This window comes from Variovorax sp. KK3 (genome assembly GCF_001984055.1).
Classification (GTDB): Bacteria; Pseudomonadota; Gammaproteobacteria; order Burkholderiales; family Burkholderiaceae_C; genus Variovorax.
In genome coordinates, this window is record NZ_LYVO01000021.1 from 11,975 (window position 1) to 31,036 (window position 19,062).

Annotated in this window: 21 protein-coding genes; 12 read left to right on the forward strand and 9 right to left on the reverse strand. The window is 68.0% G+C overall.

The window, feature by feature from the left end; all coding sequences use genetic code 11:
- Window positions 1-4: 4 nt before the first annotated feature.
- Complete coding sequence (locus B0W80_RS35440; RefSeq protein ID WP_218668895.1) at window positions 5-481, reverse strand: hypothetical protein; 477 nt, start codon at window positions 479-481, stop codon at window positions 5-7.
- Window positions 482-757: 276 nt separating this feature from the next.
- Between B0W80_RS35440 and B0W80_RS12380 the strand changes: the two genes are divergently transcribed.
- Complete coding sequence (locus B0W80_RS12380; protein ID WP_076999445.1) at window positions 758-2,329, forward strand: TerC family protein; 1,572 nt, start codon at window positions 758-760, stop codon at window positions 2,327-2,329.
- A 36-nt stretch (window positions 2,330-2,365) separates the two neighbouring features.
- Here B0W80_RS12380 and B0W80_RS12385 read toward each other — a convergent pair whose 3' ends face one another.
- From B0W80_RS12385 to hisC, 3 genes are all read right to left on the reverse strand, one after another.
- Window positions 2,366-3,562 (reverse strand): CaiB/BaiF CoA-transferase family protein, encoded by a 1,197-nt coding sequence (locus B0W80_RS12385; RefSeq protein WP_076999446.1) that lies wholly within the window; start codon window positions 3,560-3,562, stop codon window positions 2,366-2,368.
- A 79-nt stretch (window positions 3,563-3,641) separates the two neighbouring features.
- Window positions 3,642-4,595, reverse strand: a complete 954-nt coding sequence (locus tag B0W80_RS12390) for a Bug family tripartite tricarboxylate transporter substrate binding protein (protein ID WP_076999447.1) — start codon at window positions 4,593-4,595, stop codon at window positions 3,642-3,644.
- Between the two features lie 50 nt (window positions 4,596-4,645).
- Window positions 4,646-5,641, reverse strand: a complete 996-nt coding sequence (gene hisC / locus B0W80_RS12395; protein ID WP_076999448.1) for a histidinol-phosphate transaminase — start codon at window positions 5,639-5,641, stop codon at window positions 4,646-4,648.
- Window positions 5,642-5,859: 218 nt separating this feature from the next.
- Here hisC and B0W80_RS12400 point away from each other — a divergent pair, with 218 nt between their 5' ends.
- Genes B0W80_RS12400 through B0W80_RS12415 form a run of 4 tightly spaced genes read left to right on the forward strand, consistent with a single transcriptional unit; the run spans window position 5,860 to window position 9,065 of the window.
- Window positions 5,860-8,037 (forward strand): malate synthase G, encoded by a 2,178-nt coding sequence (locus B0W80_RS12400; RefSeq protein ID WP_076999449.1) that lies wholly within the window; start codon window positions 5,860-5,862, stop codon window positions 8,035-8,037.
- 44 nt (window positions 8,038-8,081) lie between these two features.
- Window positions 8,082-8,303 carry a hypothetical protein gene (locus B0W80_RS12405; RefSeq protein ID WP_076999450.1) on the forward strand — a complete coding sequence of 74 codons (222 nt, stop codon included), beginning with the start codon at window positions 8,082-8,084 and terminating at the stop codon, window positions 8,301-8,303.
- Window position 8,304: 1 nt separating this feature from the next.
- Window positions 8,305-8,604 (forward strand): type II toxin-antitoxin system RelE/ParE family toxin, encoded by a 300-nt coding sequence (locus B0W80_RS12410; RefSeq protein ID WP_076999451.1) that lies wholly within the window; start codon window positions 8,305-8,307, stop codon window positions 8,602-8,604.
- Between the two features lie 47 nt (window positions 8,605-8,651).
- Window positions 8,652-9,065: a PaaI family thioesterase gene (locus B0W80_RS12415; protein WP_076999452.1), complete on the forward strand. Its 414-nt coding sequence runs from the start codon at window positions 8,652-8,654 to the stop codon at window positions 9,063-9,065.
- 194 nt (window positions 9,066-9,259) lie between these two features.
- Here the strand turns inward: B0W80_RS12415 and B0W80_RS12420 are convergent, their stop codons facing one another.
- Both B0W80_RS12420 and B0W80_RS12425 read right to left on the reverse strand, forming a co-directional pair.
- Complete coding sequence (locus tag B0W80_RS12420; protein WP_256856557.1) at window positions 9,260-9,526, reverse strand: Txe/YoeB family addiction module toxin; 267 nt, start codon at window positions 9,524-9,526, stop codon at window positions 9,260-9,262.
- Window positions 9,520-9,765 (reverse strand): type II toxin-antitoxin system Phd/YefM family antitoxin, encoded by a 246-nt coding sequence (locus tag B0W80_RS12425; RefSeq protein ID WP_076999453.1) that lies wholly within the window; start codon window positions 9,763-9,765, stop codon window positions 9,520-9,522. Before B0W80_RS12425 ends, B0W80_RS12420 begins: the two co-directional genes overlap by 7 nt.
- Before the next feature lie 152 nt (window positions 9,766-9,917).
- Here B0W80_RS12425 and B0W80_RS12430 point away from each other — a divergent pair, with 152 nt between their 5' ends.
- Window positions 9,918-10,463: a Rossmann fold nucleotide-binding protein gene (locus tag B0W80_RS12430; protein ID WP_076999454.1), complete on the forward strand. Its 546-nt coding sequence runs from the start codon at window positions 9,918-9,920 to the stop codon at window positions 10,461-10,463.
- Between the two features lie 19 nt (window positions 10,464-10,482).
- Here the strand turns inward: B0W80_RS12430 and B0W80_RS12435 are convergent, their stop codons facing one another.
- Entirely contained in the window at window positions 10,483-11,067 is a 585-nt protein-coding gene (locus tag B0W80_RS12435; protein WP_256856558.1) for a ProQ/FINO family protein, read from the reverse strand.
- 333 nt (window positions 11,068-11,400) lie between these two features.
- Window positions 11,401-12,333, reverse strand: a complete 933-nt coding sequence (locus B0W80_RS12440) for a LysR substrate-binding domain-containing protein (RefSeq protein ID WP_076999455.1) — start codon at window positions 12,331-12,333, stop codon at window positions 11,401-11,403.
- Window positions 12,334-12,415: 82 nt separating this feature from the next.
- Between B0W80_RS12440 and B0W80_RS12445 the strand changes: the two genes are divergently transcribed.
- The 6 genes from B0W80_RS12445 to B0W80_RS12470 all read left to right on the forward strand — a co-directional run bounded on the left by B0W80_RS12445 (window position 12,416) and on the right by B0W80_RS12470 (window position 17,565).
- On the forward strand, window positions 12,416-12,724 hold the full coding sequence (locus B0W80_RS12445; RefSeq protein ID WP_076999456.1) for a DUF2917 domain-containing protein: 309 nt from the start codon (window positions 12,416-12,418) through the stop codon (window positions 12,722-12,724).
- A gap of 137 nt (window positions 12,725-12,861) precedes the next feature.
- Window positions 12,862-14,040, forward strand: coding sequence for an acetyl-CoA C-acetyltransferase (locus tag B0W80_RS12450; RefSeq protein WP_076999457.1), 1,179 nt, complete (start codon window positions 12,862-12,864; stop codon window positions 14,038-14,040).
- Entirely contained in the window at window positions 14,040-14,834 is a 795-nt protein-coding gene (locus B0W80_RS12455; protein ID WP_076999458.1) for an enoyl-CoA hydratase-related protein, read from the forward strand. The genes B0W80_RS12450 and B0W80_RS12455 overlap by 1 nt, the downstream gene beginning before the upstream one ends.
- A 37-nt stretch (window positions 14,835-14,871) precedes the next feature.
- Window positions 14,872-16,026 carry an acyl-CoA dehydrogenase family protein gene (locus tag B0W80_RS12460; protein ID WP_076999459.1) on the forward strand — a complete coding sequence of 385 codons (1,155 nt, stop codon included), beginning with the start codon at window positions 14,872-14,874 and terminating at the stop codon, window positions 16,024-16,026.
- 40 nt (window positions 16,027-16,066) lie between these two features.
- Entirely contained in the window at window positions 16,067-17,326 is a 1,260-nt protein-coding gene (locus B0W80_RS12465) for a 6-phosphofructokinase (RefSeq protein WP_076999460.1), read from the forward strand.
- 17 nt (window positions 17,327-17,343) lie between these two features.
- Entirely contained in the window at window positions 17,344-17,565 is a 222-nt protein-coding gene (locus tag B0W80_RS12470; protein WP_306171857.1) for a cysteine-rich CWC family protein, read from the forward strand.
- Window positions 17,566-17,652: 87 nt separating this feature from the next.
- Here the strand turns inward: B0W80_RS12470 and B0W80_RS12475 are convergent, their stop codons facing one another.
- On the reverse strand, window positions 17,653-18,960 hold the full coding sequence (locus tag B0W80_RS12475) for a putative zinc-binding metallopeptidase (RefSeq protein WP_076999462.1): 1,308 nt from the start codon (window positions 18,958-18,960) through the stop codon (window positions 17,653-17,655).
- Window positions 18,961-19,062 lie beyond the last annotated feature (102 nt).

Here is a 19,062-nt window from a genome sequence, read left to right on the forward strand (position 1 = left end):
ACGCTCACGCGTCTTCGGCGCTCGAACTCACCGCCTGCTTTTCCGCCTGGCCGGACGCGAGGCACAGGCCCTGCAACTGCTGCACGTGCGACCGGAACGCGACGGCGTCCACCCACCGCCCCACGTCGACGCTGCCGACCTCCGGGTCGTTCACTGCGGGGCTCAGCGCCACGAGGTAGCGGCCCGTCAAAGGGCTGACGTCGAAGCGGACCTGCACCGACTGCAGCGCGATCTGCCACACGGGATGCCCGGAACCCTGGCCGGACCAGATCCGAAGATCGCAGGGCCCTTGCAGCGTTGCGCGGCGCTTCAGGCCATCGTCGGCGCCCGCCATGGTGCGGTCGAGCGCACGCAGGTGATCGGCAGCGCTCATCGACGTGACGCTGGGCACGTCCTCGGCGGTGTAGCCCTCGCAGCCGAGACTGCCGAATGCCAACAGGAGTGTGGCCGACAGGAGTTTCGCGTCACGTCGCCGCGGCATCAGGATGGCTTGAAAAGGTGGACCACTGCCGCATTCTCGCGATGCAGGTCGGCGCCGCCGCCTAACCAGGATGGCGCGTGTTGGCATTGTCTTGACCGCAGATGGCGGCTTGTAGACTCGCCCGCATGGACTCTTCCTCAGGGCCTCCCAGTACCAGGCTGGCCGCTCCGGCCAGCCTCGCCCCTCTCGCTTTCCTCGCTTCTTCCATCTCGCCCTGGTCCGCCGGCGCGCCTCCGACGGCGCCGCAGACTGCCCAGCCACCGCGCGAGACTCCGCATGCTTGAACTGCTCACGGACCCGGCCGCATGGGTCGGCCTGGTCACGCTGGTCGTGCTCGAGATCGTGCTGGGCATCGACAACCTGATCTTCATCGCGATCCTGGCCGAGAAGCTGCCGCCGCACCAGCGCGACAAGGCTCGCGTGCTGGGGCTGAGCCTGGCGCTGATCATGCGGCTGGGCCTGCTGACGGCCATCTCGTGGCTGGTGACACTGACCACGCCCCTCTTCAGCGTGGCGGGCTTCGACTTCTCGGGCCGCGACCTGATCCTGCTGTTCGGTGGCCTGTTCCTGCTGTTCAAGGCGACGACGGAGCTGCACGAACGGCTCGAAGGCGTGACGCACACGGCATCGAAGTCGACGGTGTACGCGAGCTTCTCGCTGGTGGTGGCGCAGATCGTTGTGCTGGACGCGGTGTTCTCGCTCGACGCCGTCATCACCGCGGTCGGCATGGTCGACGAGCTGCCGGTGATGATGGCTGCGGTCGTGATCTCGATCGTGGTGATGCTGGTGGCATCGAAGCCGCTGACGCGCTTCGTCAACGCGCACCCGACCGTTGTCATCCTGTGCCTGAGCTTTCTGCTCACGATCGGCCTGAGCCTGGTGGCGGAAGGCCTGGGCTTCCACCTGCCCAAGGGCTATCTCTACGCTGCGATCGGCTTCTCGATCGTGATCGAGTTCTTCAACCAGTGGAGCCGCCGCAATCTGGCCCGGCACGAGGCGCGCCGCCCCTTGCGCGAGCGCACGGCCCAATCGGTGCTGCGCATGCTGGGCAACAGGCATCCGCTCGCGGACGGCGACGCGCCCGCGGACCCGCTGGCACCGGCCGACGCACCGGCCTTCGCGACGGAGGAGCGCAACATGGTCAGCGGCGTGCTGAGCCTTGCGGAACGCAGCGCGCGCTCGATCATGACGCCGCGCGCCGACATCTCGTGGGTCGACCTCGAAGAGGCGCCCGACGCGATTCGCCAGCAGTTGCTGGCGACGCCTCACAGCATGTTCCCGGTGGGCCGCGGTTCGCTCGACGACATCGCCGGCGTGGCGCGGGCCAAGGACCTGCTGGCCGCGCTGACGCAGCATGGCCGCATCGACGAAGCACGCGACCTGCGCAGCGCGATCTACGTGCCGGAGTCGACCACGGTCATCAACCTGATCGACAAGCTGCGCCACGCACGCGGCCAGCTCGCGCTGGTGAACGACGAGTACGGCACGCTGAAGGGCGTTGTCACGCCGATCGACGTGCTGGAAGCCATCGCCGGGGAATTCCCGGACGAGGACGAGCGGCTCGAGATCGAGGCCACGGGCGATGGGCAATGGCGCGTCGCCGGCTCGGCCGACCTGCACCAGCTGCAGCTGGCGCTGGGCACCCATGGCCTGGTGAGCGAGGACGACAGCTACACGTCGATCGCGGGGTTCCTGCTCGACAAGTTCGGGCAGCTGCCCGCGCAGGGCGCGCGGCTGGAGCACGACGGGCTCGAGTTCGAGGTGGCCGAGGCCGACGACCAGCGCATCCGGACGATCGTGGTGCGCCGGCTGCCGCAAACCGAGAGCGCGATGGAACTGGCTGCCTGAGCCGTTCTTCCGTCGTCGCTTGTCGCTTGTCGCTCGTCAGTCGCCGGCCAACGCGCCCTGTGCCTTCAGCGCGGCGATTTCGTCGTCGCCGTAGCCCACCTCGCGCAGCAGCGCATCGCCGTGTTCGCTCAAGAGCGGCGGCTGCAGCCGGATGCCGGGCCGCTCGCCGGCCAGCGTGAAGGGCATCAGCGGCACCTTCGATTCGCTGCCGTCGTTCATGCGCACCGGCGCCAGACCACCGGTTTCGTTGAGGTGCGGGTCGTCGAAGAGATCCTGCGGCTTGGTGATGGGCGCGAACGGCAGCTCGTTCTTCTCGAACACCGCAGCCAGCTCGGCAGCGCTGTGGCCGGCCAGGTGCGAGCGCAGCATGGGCATCATCCAGTCGCGTGCCAGCACGCGGTCGTTGTTGGTCTTCAGGCGCGGGTCGGCCAGCATGTCTTCGAGGCCGAATGCCTTGCAGAAGATGGTCCACTGCTTGTCGCTGACGGCGGCCAGGAAGATCTGCTCGCCGTCCTTGACGGTGAACACGTCGTACACCGCCCAGGCCGAAATGCGGCTGGGCATCGGGTCGGCCGCCTTGCCGGTGGCCGCGAACTGCATCATGTGCTGCGCCACCAGGAAGATGTTGTTCTCGAACAGCGCCGACTGCACTTCGCAGCCCTCGCCGGTCTGCTCGCGCTGGCGCAGCGCGGCCATCGCGCCGATGGCGCCGAACATGCCGCCCATGATGTCGTTCACGCTGGTGCCGGCGCGCAGCGGGTCGCCGATGCGGCCCGTCATGTAGGCCAGGCCGCCCATCATCTGCACCACCTCGTCGAGCGCGGTGCGGTGGTCGTAGGGGCCGGGCAGAAAGCCCTTGTGGCTCACGTAGATGAGCTTCGGGTGCAGCTTTTTGAGGCTCTCGTAGTCCAGGCCCAGCTTCTTCATCGTGCCGGGCTTGAAGTTCTCGCTGACGATGTCGGCGGTGGCGATGAGGCGCAGCGCGGCCTGCACGCCCTCGGGCTTCTTGAGGTCGAGCGCGATGCTCTTCTTGTTGCGGTTGAAGGTGGGGAAGAAGCCCGCGCCCGAGCCCAGCAGGCGGCGGGTGGCGTCGCCGTCGATCGGCTCGACCTTGATGACTTCGGCGCCGAGGTCGCCCAGCAGCATGCCGCAGGTGGGGCCCATCACCATGTGGGTGAACTCGACGACGCGGATGCCTTCGTAGGGCAGTGGGGGTGAGGTGCGCTCTGGCATGGGTCTTTCCTTGAATGAAGCCCGGGGCAGGCTGGCCCCGGACGTCATGCCGCAGATCGGCTCGCCAGGCAGCCCGCCCCTATTCGGCCTTGAAGCCGGAGGCCTTGATCGGCGCTTCCCAACGCTTCAGGTGGGCAGCCTGGATCGTAGCGAGCTCGAAGGGCCCCGCATGCGCGGGCACCAGGCCCAGGTTGAATATCTTGTCCTGCACGTCCTGCGCGCGCAGCGCGTCGGCCACCGCGCGGTCGAGCCGCTGCGTCAGCTCGGGCGGCAGGCCCGGCGGGCCGTACAGGCCGAAAAAGGCATCGGCCGAGACGTCGATGCCCGCTTCCTTGAGCGTGGGCACCTCCGGCAGGGCGCGATTGCGCTGCGTGCCGGTCATGGCCAGGATGCGCACCTTGCCGGCGCGATGGTGCTCGATGGTTTCGGAGGCGGTGTCGACCATCAGCGGCACCTGCCCGCCGATCAGGTCCTGTGCAGCCGGTGCGCCGCCGCGGTAGGCCACGTGGGTCATCGGCACCTCGGCGGCCTGGGCCAGCAGTTGGCCGGCGAAGTGGGGCACGGTGCCGGCGCCCGAGGTGGCGTAGTTGGCCTTGCCCGGGTTGGCCTTCATCCAGGCGAGCACGGTCTTGAGGTCGCCCGGCACGGCACCGGGGCCGGCGGTGACGGCGAAGTCGAAGACGCAGGCCTGCGCGATCGGCGTGAAGTCCTTGGCGGTGTCGTAGCCCAGGTTCTGGTAGAGCCAGGGATGGATCACCATCGCGCCGCTGGGCGTGAACAGCAGCGTGCCGCCGTCCGGCGCAGCGCGCTTGAGCTCGGTCAACGCCAGCCTTCCTGCCGCACCGGGTTTGTTGTCGACGATGACGTTCTGGCCGAGCGACATCCGCAGCTTGTCCGCCAGCAGGCGGGCCACCTGGTCGGCCGACCCGCCGGGTGGAAAGCCGACCAGGATGCGGGTGACGCGTTCCTGTGCGAAGCCGAAGGCGGGCGCCAGCGCGGCCGCGGCCAGGGCGGTGAAATGTCGGCGTTTCATGCTGTCTCGTCTCCTTGTTGGTGATGGGTGTGGTCGAGCGATGGAAGCGCTCAGCGCGCCGGCGCGTGGTCGCGCAACGCCGCCAGCACGGCCGCGTTCTGCTCCGGCAGGCCGACGGTGATGCGCAGCCAGTGCGGCAGGCCGTAGTTGTCGAGCAGCGAGACCTCGATGCCCGCGGCCAGCAGTCGCGCGTGCACGGTGCGGCCCTCGCCGACCTGCGCCATCAGGAAGTTGCCCGACGATGGAATGGACGCCAGACGCAACTCGTGCAGCCCGTTCGCCAGCTGCGCCCGGCCGGCCGCGTTGAGCTGGTAGCTGCGCGCGAGAAAGGCCTCGTCGGCCAGCGCCGCGACCGCCGCCGCCTGCGCCGGCGTGCCGACGTTGTAGCGCGGGCGCTGCGCATTCAGGCGCGCCGTCAGCGCCGGCTGCGACACGCCGTAGCCGATGCGCAGCCCCGCGAGGCCGTAGGCCTTCGAGAAGGTGCGTGCCACGAGCAGGTTGGGAAAGCGTCTCACCCACCCCATGCTGTCGTAGCGCTGCCCGGGCGCGAGGTACTCGGTGTAGGCCTCGTCGAGCAACACCGTCACCTCGGGCGGCACCGACTGCAGGAAGTCGAGCAGCGCCTCGCCCTCGAGGAAGGTGCCGGTGGGATTGTTCGGGTTGGCCACGAAGACCAGCCGCGTGTCTGGGCCGATGGCCGCGCGCATCGCGGCCAAGTCGTGCCCGAAATCGTGCGCCGGCACGACGATGCTGCGGGCATGGGCATGCGCCGCTGCCTGCCCGTAGACGACGAAGCCGTACTGCGAATAGACGACGGCTTCACCCGGCTTCGCGCAGACCTGCGCTGCCAGCGTCAGGATCTCGCTGGAGCCGCTGCCGAGCGTGAGCCACTCCATCGGCACGTCGAGCCTGGCCGCGAGCGCATGCTTGAGCGCGGTGCCGTTGCTGTCGGGGTAGTTGCCGGCGCCCTGCAGCGCGGCGGCCGCGGCGCGGCGGGCCGACTCGGGCATGCCGAGCGGGTTCTCGTTGTTGGCCAGGACGATCATCGCGGGTGCCCGGTTTTATTTAAGAAGTTAAATGTATGACCCGCTTGCGGCCTGGCCATCAGGGCCTACCCTTTGCTTGGTGCTTCCGGCTTCGACCGACTCGATTACCTTCAATTTAGTCATTGATCAAACCCGCTTATGGGGACTTACGGATCAATGGGGTATCGAATAAAGTCATCGGCTGTATTCGTCCGTCTTGAATTCAAGGAGCAGAGAACATGACCGCCCGCACGACCGTCCACGGCCTCCAGGTCGCCACCGAACTGCATCGCTTCATCGAAGACCAGGTGCTGCCGGCCACCGGCATCGCCAGCGACACCTTCTGGACCGGCTTCGACGCCATCGTGCGCGACCTGGCCCCCAAGAACGTCGCACTGCTGGCCGAGCGCGACCGCCTGCAGACCGAAATGGACCGCTGGCACCAGGCGCACCCCGGCCCCATCGCCGACATGCCGGCCTACCGCGCCTTCCTCGAGAAAATCGGCTACCTGCTGCCGCAACCCAAGGGCGCGAAGGCCACCACCGCCAACGTCGATGCCGAGCTGGCCCTGCAGGCCGGCCCGCAGTTGGTGGTGCCCATCCTCAACGCCCGCTACGCGCTCAATGCCGCGAACGCGCGCTGGGGCTCCCTGTACGACGCGCTGTACGGCACCGACGCCATCCCCGAAACCGGCGGCGCCGAGAAGGGCAAGGGCTACAACCCGGCGCGCGGCGCGAAGGTGATCGAGTTCGCGCGCGACGTGCTGGATCAGGCCGCGCCGCTGGCCAACGGCTCGCACAAGCAAGCCACCGGCTACACCGTGAAAGACGGCCAGCTCATGGTCGCGTTGCAGAGCAGCAGCACGCCGCTGGCCGACCCGGCGCAGTTCATCGGCTACCAGGGCGAAGCATCGGCGCCCAGCGCGGTGCTGATCAAGCACAACGGCATTCACCTCGACATCCGCATCGACCGCAGCACGCCCATCGGCAAGACCGACCCGGCCGGCGTCAGCGACGTGGTGATGGAGTCGGCGCTTTCCACCATCCTCGACCTGGAAGACTCGGTCGCGGTGGTCGATGCGCAAGACAAGGTGCTGGCGTACACCAACTGGCTCGGCATCCTGCAGGGCACGCTGACCGAAGAAGTGGCCAAGGGCGGCAAGACCTTCACGCGCGGCCTGAACCCCGACCGCGAATACACCGGCGCCAATGGCCAGCCTGTGAAGCTGCACGGCCGCTCGCTCATGTTCGTGCGCAACGTCGGCCACCTGATGACCAACCCGGCCATCCTCTACGGCGACGGCAAGGAGATCCCCGAAGGAATCATGGACGCGGTGATCACCACGACCATCGCCACCATCGACCTGAAGCGCAAGGGCAACTCGCGCACCGGCAGCGTCTACATCGTCAAGCCGAAGATGCACGGCCCCGCCGAAGTCGCTTTCGCGAGCGAGCTGTTCGGCCGCGTCGAGCAGGTGCTGGGCCTGGCGGCCAACACCGTCAAGCTGGGCATCATGGACGAGGAGCGCCGCACCAGCGTCAACCTGCAGGCCTGCATCGCCGAGGCATCGGCGCGCGTGGCCTTCATCAACACCGGCTTCCTCGACCGCACCGGCGACGAGATGCACACCGCCATGCGCGCCGGCCCGATGCTGCGCAAGGGCGACATGAAGACGACGCCGTGGATCGCGGCGTACGAGAAGAACAACGTGCTGGTCGGCCTGGGCTGCGGCCTGCGCGGCAAGGCCCAGATCGGCAAGGGCATGTGGGCCATGCCCGATCTGATGGCCGCGATGCTCGAGCAGAAGATCGGCCACCCCAAGGCCGGCGCCAACACCGCCTGGGTGCCCTCGCCCACCGCGGCGACGCTGCATGCGCTGCACTACCACCGCGTGAACGTGGCCGATGTGCAGAAGGAGCTGGAAAAGATCGACGCCGAAGCCGAGCGCGACAACATCCTGAACGCCCTGCTGCAGGTGCCCGTCGCGCCCGAGGCCAAGTGGACCGCGGCCGAGCGCCAGCAGGAGCTGGACAACAACGTGCAGGGCATCCTCGGCTACGTGGTGCGCTGGATCGACCAGGGCGTCGGCTGCTCGAAGGTGCCCGACATCCACAACGTCGGCCTGATGGAAGACCGCGCCACGCTGCGCATCTCGAGCCAGCACATCGCCAACTGGCTGCTGCACGGCGTGGTGACGAAGGACGAAGTCGACGCCACCTTCCAGCGCATGGCCGCCGTGGTGGACGAGCAGAACGCGGGCGATCCGCTCTACCAGAAGATGGCCGGCAACTTCGCGACCTCGGCCGCATACAAGGCCGCACAGGACCTCGTGTTCAAGGGCGTGGAGCAGCCGAGCGGGTACACCGAGCCGCTGCTGCATGCCTGGCGGTTGAAGGTGAAGGCCGGGCAGGCCTGACGAGCTTGGGTGCCGGGAGACGACCCGGCGTTAACATCGGCTTCATGCAAGTCGCTACCGGCACCGTTGTCAACGGGAAGATCGTTCTTGAAGGCGTCCCTCTTGTCGAGGGCGCCGTTGTCACGGTGGTCGCGCGTGGCGCCGACGAAAGCTTCTCGCTCACGGCAGCCCAGGAAGACGAACTGAGCGCTGCAGTGACGGAGATCGAGCGCGGCGACTACGTGTCGTTGGAAGAGCTCTTGAACTCGTTGCCCTCGCGCACCTGACATGACCCGGCGGGTCAAGGTTTCGCGTCGAGCGGCAGCTCAGATCCGAGGTGCCGCCGAATGGTGGCAATCGAACCGGCCAGGCGCACCAGGCGCCATTGCTGCCGATTTCGGGGCGGCCATCGCTTTGCTGTCGGAACAACCCGGCGTGGGCGCAAAGTACCAAGGCGCCCGCGCGCTTGGCGTGCGCCGACTGTTCCTGAGCAGGGTCGGGTACTTCATTTACTACAAGGCGGATGACGACCAGCTACAGGTGCTAGCCTTTTGGCATGCCAGCCGTGGCCACCAGCCGGTTCTCTAGACGCGTTCGCACTGGGCCTTACTCAAGGGGTTTTCAAAGGGTTCGCCATGCCAGCCACCAAGCAAGACATCGCCGCATTCATCGCGAGGGAGTTTCCGCAGACGAAGTGCACCGTGCTCGAGGCAGGCCAGCTCGGCGCGACGGTTGCTCACGAGATCGGCTCGGCCGAACTGCGGCCCGGCGGCACCGTCTCGGGCCCGGTGCTGATGGCCACGGCCGACGTGGCGCTCTACGTCGCGATCCTCGCCGAGATCGGCATCGTGCCGCTCACGGTGACCACCAGCCTCAACATCAACTTCCTGCGCAAGCCTGCGGCGGACGCCCGCATCATCGGCGTGTGCAAGCTCATCAAGCTGGGCCGCACGCTGGCGGTCGGCGAGGTGAGCCTGCATTCGGAAGGGCGCAGCGAGATCGTGGCGCATGCGGTGGGGACTTACGCGATTCCCATGAAGAAGGAATGAGCGTTCCCGCCAGATCAGTTTCTCAACGCCGACCGCCGAGCCGCGCCTGAACCGCGCGCCGACTCGACTGGCGCTTGGCGACCGCGTACACGAAGTCCTGCCCATACATGGTGCGCGTTGCGGACACGCCCGGCCGCGGCGACGGCTGCGCGTGCGAGCGCGAGACCCAGCAGACGAGGCCGGAAGACCGATTTCTATTCGTAGTGCGTCCACATGCGAAGCACACGCACAACGCGCTCCTTCTTGAAGACTTCGTAGACCAAGCGATGCTGGATATTGATGCGTCGGGAGTAAGCACCGTCCAAGTCTCCGACGAGTTTCTCGAAGGCAGGCGGATTCTGGAAGGGGTCTTCGGCCAGCAACGCCAGAAGCTCCTGCGCCTTCTCTTTCAATCCCGCAGCCGAGAGCTTCTTGGCGTCCTTGAGTGCGTGCTTGGCGAAGACAAGCTCCCACTTCACCATTTGACTTGTTTGGCACTGGCCTTCAAGGGCTCGGCCATTCCCTTCTTGATCGACTCACGCATCCCGGGCACCGACAGCAAGTACAAAGTTTCTTGAATCGCGTCCCAATCTTCCGTGGACACGAGGACCGCACTGTTGCGCTTGCCTGCGATGACGATGGGGCGGTGCGAATCGCTGGCCTCATCGATGAGCCGATAAAGATTGGCTCGAGCCTCGCTGGCCGTCACGGGATTTGCCATAAAACCTCCTAGGGGTTGTCATGGTACGTATTTGCGTACGCCTTGCAAAGCCCCGTGCAGACGCGCCGCGCGGATTCCATTTCCGACCGGGAGATACCATGCCTGCCCACACGCCCGCCGGGCTGCACTCAAACGCACCAGGATCGAACCGCATGACACTCCCGCACCGTCGTCCCCAAGTCTGCGTCCTCGGCAGCGCCGAACCCGGCTCCCCCGCCTACGAGCTGGCAGGCCATGCCGGCGCCCTGATGGCCCGACTCGGCATCACCGTGGTCAGCGGCTGCGGAAGTCCGGCCACCCGGGTGGCGGCCGAGCGGGCGATCGAAGCGGGCGGGCTGGTGCTCAGCATCGTGCCGCCGGACGAGATGCCGCCGCCGGACTGGCCCGCCACCGTGGTCATCCCCTGCGGCATGGGCGATGCGCGCAACCTGCTGATGGCGTTGTCCGGCGATGCCTGCATCGTCATCGGAGGCCGCGCCGGCACGATCTCGGAGGTGTGCCTGGCGTGGCTTCACAAACGGCCGCTGTTGCCGCTGGTGGGGTGCGGTGGCTGGTCGGATTCGCTGCCGTCGAACCCACCGGACGAGCGGCAGAACTCGCCGATGCTGCCATGGGGTTCGACCGCGGAACTCGAGGCCCGGCTTCGCGGCCTGGGACTGGTCCAGCCTCGCGACGCCACGCGAAGCGCTGCAGCCTGAAAGCGCACGGCCGAGCCGCTCAGGCCGGCGTGTCGCTGGCCTTGGGCCGCGCGAGCCCCAGCGTGCGGCGGACCTCGGCGAGGTCCATGCCGTACATCTCGGCGAATTCCGCCAGGCTGCGGCCGCTCGCCTCGAAGGCGCGCCGCAGCGCCTCGCGTTTGGCCTGGCGCGCGCCGAGCTCGGCGAAGGCTTCGTCGAGCGCCGCGTTGGCGGTTTCGTCACGGCCGCCGACGGCCATCATGTAGTCCTCGCGCGACAGGCCCGAGGCCTCGATGGCGCGAACCAGCTGCGCGCGCAGCTGCGGAAGCAGGTCGTCGCCGGTGCGGCCCTGGCGCCGGCGGAACACCTCGAGGATGGCGTGGTGCACATGCCCGGGTGCGACGGGCTCGACCGGGTTGCCGTCGAGGTCGTGGCGCTGCTTGCCGGAGGCGACTGCCTCGAGGTAGCGGGTGGACCGCGCGTGCAGGCCCATCGCGATCTTCAGGTCCTCGGGCTTGAACACGTCGGGGTGGCGGGCCAGCAGGTCTTCGTAGATGCCGAGCTTGAGCGGAAGGAAGCGCGCGCCGAAGAGCTGGGGATGCAGCTCGAACAGGCGCTCCAGCACCGGATGGGGCTTGCGCGGGCGCTGGGCTGCCGATGTCGACTGCTGCGACTTCTGCGACTTTTGCGGCGCCTGTGCCTGCTCACGGGCTTCTGGTCCCTGAGCCTGTTGCTGTTGCGGCTTCGCGCCCCTCCGGGGCCTGCGGCGCGGGCGCGGGGCCTTGCCGGGCGCAGCCTCGACAGGTGTCGAAGAAGCGTCGGCGGGGGCGGTATCGGCGTGGGTATCGGTGTCTACGGGGTTCGAGGTCATCGGGATATCGGAATGCGGCAGGCCCGGCGCCGCGCGCCAGGGCAACCTCGAACTGTAATGCCGCGGGGCGCTGCGATGGCCAAGGGCCTATTCGCGCCGCGCCACCTCGGTCTCGGCGCGCAGCCACCGGATGAAGTCCTGCGCGTCGGCGTTGTACGCGGCACGGCGCGAACTCTCGATGAAATAGGCGCGCCGCGACGCCGCGCCCGTGCCGAATGGCGCGACCAGGCTGCCGCCCTGCACCAGGTCGCGCAGCAGCGGCATGCGCCCGATGACCACGCCGTGCCCGGCGACAGCCGCACCCACCGCGTCGGTGTACTGGGTGAAGCGCACGGTGTTCTTCATGCGCAAGTCGGCCAGGCCCATCAGGTTGAGCCACGGCTCCCAATCGGTCAGGTGCGGATCGCCCGGGGCCGCGTCGATGGTCAGCAAGGTCTGGCCTGCCAGGTCGTCGGGCGTGCGCACCTGACTGGCAACCTGCGGCGCGCACAGCGGCATCACCGATTCCTCGAACAGCGCCGGCCCGGTGCCGCGCTCGATGGGCACGAAGCGCACCGCCACGTCGAGCCGGTCGCGCTCCAGGTCGAGCACCTCGAGCTTGGCCGACAGCCGCACGTCGACCTGTGGATGGTCCGCGGTGAAGCGCGCCAGGCGCGGAATGAGCCAGAAGGAGGCGAAGCCTGGCGTGCAGGTGATCGCGACCTGGCGCAGCGTCGGCGCCATGCGCAAGCGCGCAGTGGCGTCGCGCAGCCGTTCCAGACTTTCGACCACGGCCCGTTGCAGCACCCCGCCAGCCTCGGTGAGCGCCAAGGCCCGGTGGCGACGCTCGAACAGCAGCACCCCCACGCTGGCCTCGAGCTGCTGAATCTGCCGGCTGACGGCCGATTGCGTGAGGAAGAGTTCGGCTGCGGCCTGGGTGAAGCTCAAGGTGCGCGCGGCAGCCTCGAAACTGCGCAGCAACTCCAGGGGCGGCAGTTCGCCGAAAGGCGGCGGGGGCGGTTTCGCATTCGCTGGATGCATGCAACGTATTCCGATTCACCGTGTGACGAAGGCGGGTCGGCTCACTATATTCATTCCACAGTCGAATGCAAAAGGAGCCACCATGCACAACCATTCCGACCGCTTTCACATGAGCCTCGCCAAGCGAGGCATCTTCACCCTGCCCGACGGCGACGGCGTCGGCATCGAATGCCGCAGCGGCTGCGTGTGGATCACGCTGGACCACGACCGCCGCGACATCGTGCTGTCGCCCGGCGAGCGCTTCGTGGGCGACCAGCACCGGCGCATGCTGGTGTCGGCGCTCGAACCGGCTTGCATCACCGTGTCCGGCTCGCAGCCCGCGGCGCCGGCCGCCCGCGAGCGCGCCACGTCGCCTTGGCGACTCGCCTTCCGCGGGATGTCCCCGGCTTGACCTGACCGGGCCGCCGCCGAACCATCGGCGCATGGCCCCGGACCTCGTGCGTTAGCGCAGAACGCCGTCACGACCGTGACGGCGTTTTGCTTCGCGCGCCACCGTGCCATGGTTCATTCGCAGCACAAGGACGACACATGGCAGAGGCATACATCGTGGCCGCGACGCGCACCGCCGGCGGCCGCCGCGGCGGGCGGCTGGCAGGCTGGCACCCGGCGGATCTGGCGGCGCAGGTCATCGACGCGCTGGTCGCGAAGAGCGGCATCGACCCGGCCGCGGTGGAGGACGTGATCCTCGGCTGCGTGAGCCAGGTCGGCGAGCAGGCCAGCAACGTGGCGCGCAACGCGGTGCTGGCGTCTTCACTGCCCGAATCGGTGCCGGCCACCTCGGTCGACCGCCAGTGCGGCTCGTCGCAGCAGGCGCTGCACTTCGCGGCCCAGGCCGTGATGTCGGGCAGCATGGACGCGGTGATCGCCGGCGGCGTCGAGAGCATGACGCGGGTGCCCATGTTCACGCCCAATGCATTGCCGGCCAAGGCGGGCCTGGGCACCTACATGAGTCCGGCCATGCGGCACCGCTACCCCGGCGTCGAATTCAGCCAGTTCACGGGCGCGGAGATGATCGCCCGCAGCCACGGCATCGACAAAAATGACCTGGACCGCTATGCCTTCGAAACCCATCGGCGCGCCATCGCGGCGACGCGCGAGGGCGCTTTCGATGCCGAGATCCTGCCGGTGGCGGTGCGCATGGCCGACGGCACGGCTTCGGGTGAAATGCACACGGTGGACGAAGGCATCCGCTTCGACGTGACCCTCGAAGGCATCCAGGCCGTCAAGCTGATCGCCGAGGGCGGCCGCTGCAGCGCCGCCACGGCGAGCCAGATCTGCGACGGCGCCAGCGGCGTGCTGGTGGTCAACGAACGCGGCCTGAAAGCCCTGGGTGTGAAGCCCCTGGCGCGCATCCGCCACATGAGCGTGATGGGCCACGACCCGGTGGTCATGCTCGAAGCGCCCATCCCCGCCACCGAGCGGGCCCTGCAGAAGGCCGGCATGACGATCGGCGACATCGACCTGTACGAGGTCAACGAGGCCTTCGCGCCGGTGCCGCTGGCCTGGCTGCAGCGCTTGAATGCCGACCCGGCGCGGCTTAACGTCCATGGCGGCGCGATCGCGCTGGGCCATCCGCTCGGCGCCTCGGGCACCAAGCTGATGACCACGCTCGTTCACGCACTGCACCAGCGCGGCAAGCGCTACGGGTTGCAGACCATGTGCGAAGGCGGCGGCATGGCCAACGTGACCATCGTGGAGCGTCTCTGATGTCGGCCGTGCTGTGGGATCTGCAGGAGGGCGTGGCCACGCTCACGCTCAACCTGCCGGCCAAACTCAACCCGATCGCGCTCGACCTGCAGCAGGCGCTGCGCGGCTGCTTCGACCGCGTGCGCGACGACCGCAGCGTGCGTGCCGTGGTGGTGACCGGCGCGGGGCGCTCCTTCTGCGTGGGCGCCGACCTGAGCGCGATGCGCCCGCCGTCGGAGGGCCAGAGCCTGGGCGACCAGACCGCCGACTGGATGCAATCGACCAGCAATCCGTTGATCGAAGCGATGCGCGCGCTGCCGGTGCCGGTGGTCTGCGCGGTCAACGGCCCGGCGGCCGGCGCCGGCGTGGGCCTGGCGCTGGCGGGCGACATCACGCTCGCGGCGAAGAGCGCGTACTTCTACCTGTCTTTCCTGCCGCGGCTGGGCGTCGTGCCCGACCTGGGCTGCACCTGGTTCATCCCGCGCCTGGTGGGCCCGGCACGCGCCATGGGCATGAGCCTGCTCGACGAGCGCATCGGCGCCGAGCGCGCGGCGCAATGGGGCCTGATCTGGGCCTGCGTGGAAGACGACCTGCTGCTGCTCGAAGCACAGCAGGTCGCGCGGCGCCTGGCGCGCCTGCCCGCGCATGCGGTGATCGAGGCGCGCCGGGCGCTCGACGCTTCGGCCCGCCACACGCTGCCCGAGCAGCTGCACTACGAGAGCGAGCGCCAGCGCGAGCTCCTGAACCAGCCGGCCTTCGCAGAAGGCGTCGCGGCCTTCCTGCAGAAGCGCGCGCCGGAATTCCCGGGGCGCTGAGGCGACGACAGGCCTCCATCAGATCGAGTGAGTCGCCATGATCGAACGCACACTCTTCACACCGGACCACGAGTCCTTCCGCGACAGCTTCCGCCGCTTCATGGACAAGGAGATCGCGCCTTTCCACGAAGACTGGGAAGCGCAGGGCTACGTCGATCGCGCGCTCTGGAACAAGGCCGGCGAGAACGGCTTTCTCTGCATGTCGCTGCCCGAAGAGCACGGCGGCGCCGGCGCCGACCTGCTCTATTCGGTGATCCAGTTCGAGGAGCTGTGGGCACGCGGCTTCACGGGCGTGGGCTTCGGGCTGCACAGCGAGATCGTGGCGCCGTACATCCTGCATTACGGCACCGAGGCGCAGAAGCGCAAGTACCTGCCCCGCCTCGCCAGCGGCGAAATGGTCGGCGCCATCGCGATGAGCGAGCCCGGCGCCGGCAGCGACCTGCAGGCCGTGCGCACCGCCGCGCTGCCGCAGCCGGACGGCAGCTGGCACCTGAGCGGCAGCAAGACCTTCATCACCAACGGCTGGCATGCCGACCTGGTGATCGTCGTGGCCAAGACCGACCCTGCGGGCGGCGCCAAAGGCACCAGCCTGTTCCTGGTGGAGCGCGGCATGGCAGGCTTCGAGAAAGGCCAGCGCTTGAAGAAGCTGGGCTTGAAGGCGCAGGACACGTCCGAGCTCTTTTTCAACGACGTGCATCTGCCGCCCGACGCCTTGCTGGGGGAGCCCAACCGCGGCTTCGCCTGCCTGATGGAGCAGCTGCCGTGGGAGCGCCTGCAGATCGCCATCAGCGCGGTGGCCGCGTCGCAGGCCGCCATCGACCACACGATCGCCTACGTCAAGGACCGCAAGGTCTTCGGCCAGACCGTCGGCGCCTTTCAGAACACGCGCTACACGCTGGCCGAGCTGCAGACCGAAGTGCAGGTCGCACAGGTCTTCGTCGACAAGTGCATCGAGCTGCTGATGGCGCAGAAGCTCGACACCGCCACGGCCAGCATGGCCAAGTACTGGACCACCGACCTGCAATGCAAGGTGATGGACGAGTGCGTGCAGCTGCATGGCGGCTACGGCTTCATGTGGGAATACCCGGTGACGCGCGCCTATGCCGACGCGCGCGTGCAGCGCATCTATGGCGGAACCAACGAAATCATGAAAGAGGTGATCACGCGGGCGATGGGGCTGCCGGGGCGGTGAGTCGCTGGCTTCCGGAAGGGGCCTGCAGCAGAATGGCCGTATGCCTACCCTCCATGCCTTCTATGCCCAGTCCGGCGGTGTGACGTCGGTGATCAACGCGTCCGCCTCGGGCGTCATCGAAACGGCCCGCCGGCACGCCGACCGCATCGGCACCGTGTACGCCGGGCGCAACGGCATCCTGGGCGCGCTGGCCGAAGAGCTGATCGACACGAGCCGCGAATCCGACGCGGCGATCGCGGCGCTGCGCACCACGCCCGCGGGGGCGTTCGGTTCGTGCCGCTACAAGCTGAAGTCGCTCGAAAAGAACCGCCGCGAATACGAGCGGCTGATCGAGGTGTTCAAGGCCCACGGCATCGGCTATTTCTTCTACAACGGTGGCGGCGACTCGGCCGACACCTGCTTCAAGGTGAGCCAGCTCTCGCAGTCGATGGGCTATGCGCTGCAGGCCATCCACGTGCCCAAGACCATCGACAACGACCTGCCGCTGACCGACTGCTGCCCCGGCTTCGGATCGGTGGCGAAGTACGTCGCGGTGTCGACGCTCGAGGCTTCGCTCGACGTGCGCTCGATGGCCGCGACCTCGACCAAGGTGTTCGTGCTCGAGGTGATGGGTCGTCACGCGGGGTGGATTGCTGCGGCGGGTGGACTGGCGGCGGACCACGGGATTCCTGTGGTGATCCTGTTCCCTGAGATTCCGTTCGACCAGCCGGCCTTCATCGCGCGCGTGGATGCGCTGGTCAAGCACCATGGCTATTGCACGGTGGTGGTGTCCGAGGGTGCGCACCACCCGGACGGCCGCTTCCTCGCCGAGCAAGGCACGAAAGACGCGTTCGGCCACGCGCAGCTCGGTGGCGCGGCACCGGTGGTGGCGCAGATGGTGAAGGAGGCGCTGGGCCTCAAATTCCACTGGGCGGTGGCCGACTACCTGCAGCGCTCGGCCCGACACATCGCATCGGCCACCGACGCACGCCAGGCCTACGAGCTGGGCCAGCGCGCGGTGGAGCTGGCGCTCGAAGGCAAGAACTCGGTGATGCCGACGATCGAGCGCACGTCCGATTCGCCGTATGCGTACACCATCGGCAGCGCGCCGCTCGACCAGGTGGCCAACAACGAGAAGTTCATGCCGCGCGACTACATCTCGGCCGACGGCTACGGCATCAGCGACAAGGGGCGCGCGTATCTGTTGCCGCTGATCCAGGGCGAAGACTATCCGGACTACCGCGACGGGCTGCCGGTCTACGTGAGCTTGAAGAACGAGACGGTGGCGAAGAAGCTGCCGGCTTTCGAGATCGCGAAGTGACTGTGCAGAGGCAGCGGGTGGATGCGACGCGCTGTCCGCTGTGCGGCGAGGTCAATCGCTGCGCCGTAGAGCTCGAGCGGGAGACCGGGGAGCCGCAGGGGAGTTGCTGGTGCATGCAGGGTTCGATCGCTACCGAAGTTCTGGCACGCATTCCCGCGGAAGCACGCGGCCTTGCGTGCATCTGCGCACGCTGTGCTTCAGGTCTTGCTCCCTCTCCCTCTGGGAGAGGGTTGGGGTGAGCGCACTGGGCGGTCGATGAAGCGCTGAGGCCAATCCACGGCTCGGTGCCCTCACCCCCGCCCTCTCCCAGAGGGAGAGGGAGCAAGTCAAGCCGCTGCCGGTGCCTCCGCCGTAGGGCTGTCGGCGATCGGCGGCTCCGTCACAGGCCCTTCACCCCCCGTGCGTTGCTGCGCAATCACCTCATGAATGAAATGCAGCTTGCGCACCGCCTCGTGCGGCAGCACGAAGGGATAGAAGTCGGGCTGGCCCATGCTGCGCGACAGCTCGTTGAGCACGTTGGTCAAACGCAGCCAGCCATTGAGGAAGTCGAGGAACTCGGACGCCCCCGGATGCTCGGGCTGCCACAGGTCCGACAGCTCGAACAGGTCGCTCGTCAGCTCGACGTTCTGCGCGTCGACGCCGAAGCTCTTGGCGGTGTCGGCCGTGTCCGCCATGTGCAGGTAATGCGCCCATGTCTCGGCCCAGTCTTCCCAGGGATGCGCGCTCGCGTAGCTGGTGACGTGGCGCAGCGCCCAGTCGATGGGCGGGCCGTTGTTGTAGTGGTTCTGCAATGCGCCCGCGTAGTCGGCGCGCTCGTCGCCGAAGAGTTCGCGAAAGGCATCGAGCCACGAGGTGGGTTGCACCAGCAGGTCCCAGTAGTAGTGACCGATCTCGTGGCGGAAGTGGCCGACCAGCGTGCGGTACGGCTCACGCATCTCTGCGCGGATGCGCTCGCGCACCGCGTCCTCGGCTTCTTCGGCATTGAGCGTGATCACGCCCATGCTGTGGCCGGTGGTGACGTGCGGACCGCCCGGCAGGTTGCCGAGGAAGTCGAAGGCCAGGCCATGATCTGGATCGGACAGGCGCGTGACCACGGGCAGCCCGAGCGCGAGCAGCTGCGAGATCAAGCGCCGCTTGGCCAGCTCGAGCTTGCGCCACAGTTCGCCATTCGCCTCGATCGACAGGTCGGGGATCGTGCGCGTCACGCTGCAGGCCAGGCACATGCCGGGCACCAAGCCGTCGGTGTTGAAGGACGGATCGTCACCCTCGCGCGGCGCCGGCACCATCCAGTTGCAGGCGGCCGGCGTCATGAGGTTGGCGCAGGATCGATAGGCCCTGCCGTTCGTGTCGCCGAAGACGGTGAAGGTGTCGGGCTCGGCGCCTTCGTGCGTGGCCGGCGCGAGCGGCACCACGCCGAGCTTCTCTTCGACGTAGCCGAGCGGCGTGCCGCAGGCGAGGCACTGGCTGTTGCGCAGGAACACGGGCCGGCCGCACTGGCACTGGTAGGCGCGCGTGACGGTGGGCGCCTTGAGCTCGGCAGCGAGCGAAGGCTGGGTCGAGGCCTCGTCGACCGGAGTCGCGTCGGCGGGGTTCTGTTCGACGACGGCGGGGTCGGCGGACGCTGTTTCTTCCATGGTGTTGTACTCGCAGGCTCAATGGGCGGCGGATCATTTTGCGGGCAGCAGTCCGGCAGGAACGGCGCCCAAAGCCCGATATCCTGTAGGACAGCCCAGCCG

Bases quoted from the DNA above. Each gene is read 5' to 3' on its own strand.
- B0W80_RS12410 (WP_076999451.1), top strand. From the start codon at position 8,305: ATGACCCGGCGGGTCAAGGTTTCGCGTCGAGCGGCAGCTCAGATCCGA.
- B0W80_RS12385 (WP_076999446.1), bottom strand. From the start codon at position 3,562: ATGCCAGAGCGCACCTCACCCCCACTGCCCTACGAAGGCATCCGCGTC.
- B0W80_RS12420 (WP_256856557.1), bottom strand. From the start codon at position 9,526: ATGGTGAAGTGGGAGCTTGTCTTCGCCAAGCACGCACTCAAGGACGCC.
- B0W80_RS12425 (WP_076999453.1), bottom strand. From the start codon at position 9,765: ATGGCAAATCCCGTGACGGCCAGCGAGGCTCGAGCCAATCTTTATCGG.
- B0W80_RS12380 (WP_076999445.1), top strand. From the start codon at position 758: ATGCTTGAACTGCTCACGGACCCGGCCGCATGGGTCGGCCTGGTCACG.
- B0W80_RS12390 (WP_076999447.1), bottom strand. From the start codon at position 4,595: ATGAAACGCCGACATTTCACCGCCCTGGCCGCGGCCGCGCTGGCGCCC.
- B0W80_RS12405 (WP_076999450.1), top strand. From the start codon at position 8,082: ATGCAAGTCGCTACCGGCACCGTTGTCAACGGGAAGATCGTTCTTGAA.
- B0W80_RS12475 (WP_076999462.1), bottom strand. From the start codon at position 18,960: ATGGAAGAAACAGCGTCCGCCGACCCCGCCGTCGTCGAACAGAACCCC.
- B0W80_RS12415 (WP_076999452.1), top strand. From the start codon at position 8,652: ATGCCAGCCACCAAGCAAGACATCGCCGCATTCATCGCGAGGGAGTTT.
- B0W80_RS12445 (WP_076999456.1), top strand. From the start codon at position 12,416: ATGCACAACCATTCCGACCGCTTTCACATGAGCCTCGCCAAGCGAGGC.
- B0W80_RS12440 (WP_076999455.1), bottom strand. From the start codon at position 12,333: ATGCATCCAGCGAATGCGAAACCGCCCCCGCCGCCTTTCGGCGAACTG.
- B0W80_RS12455 (WP_076999458.1), top strand. From the start codon at position 14,040: ATGTCGGCCGTGCTGTGGGATCTGCAGGAGGGCGTGGCCACGCTCACG.
- hisC (WP_076999448.1), bottom strand. From the start codon at position 5,641: ATGATCGTCCTGGCCAACAACGAGAACCCGCTCGGCATGCCCGAGTCG.
- B0W80_RS12450 (WP_076999457.1), top strand. From the start codon at position 12,862: ATGGCAGAGGCATACATCGTGGCCGCGACGCGCACCGCCGGCGGCCGC.
- B0W80_RS12430 (WP_076999454.1), top strand. From the start codon at position 9,918: ATGACACTCCCGCACCGTCGTCCCCAAGTCTGCGTCCTCGGCAGCGCC.
- B0W80_RS12465 (WP_076999460.1), top strand. From the start codon at position 16,067: ATGCCTACCCTCCATGCCTTCTATGCCCAGTCCGGCGGTGTGACGTCG.
- B0W80_RS12460 (WP_076999459.1), top strand. From the start codon at position 14,872: ATGATCGAACGCACACTCTTCACACCGGACCACGAGTCCTTCCGCGAC.
- B0W80_RS35440 (WP_218668895.1), bottom strand. From the start codon at position 481: ATGCCGCGGCGACGTGACGCGAAACTCCTGTCGGCCACACTCCTGTTG.
- B0W80_RS12400 (WP_076999449.1), top strand. From the start codon at position 5,860: ATGACCGCCCGCACGACCGTCCACGGCCTCCAGGTCGCCACCGAACTG.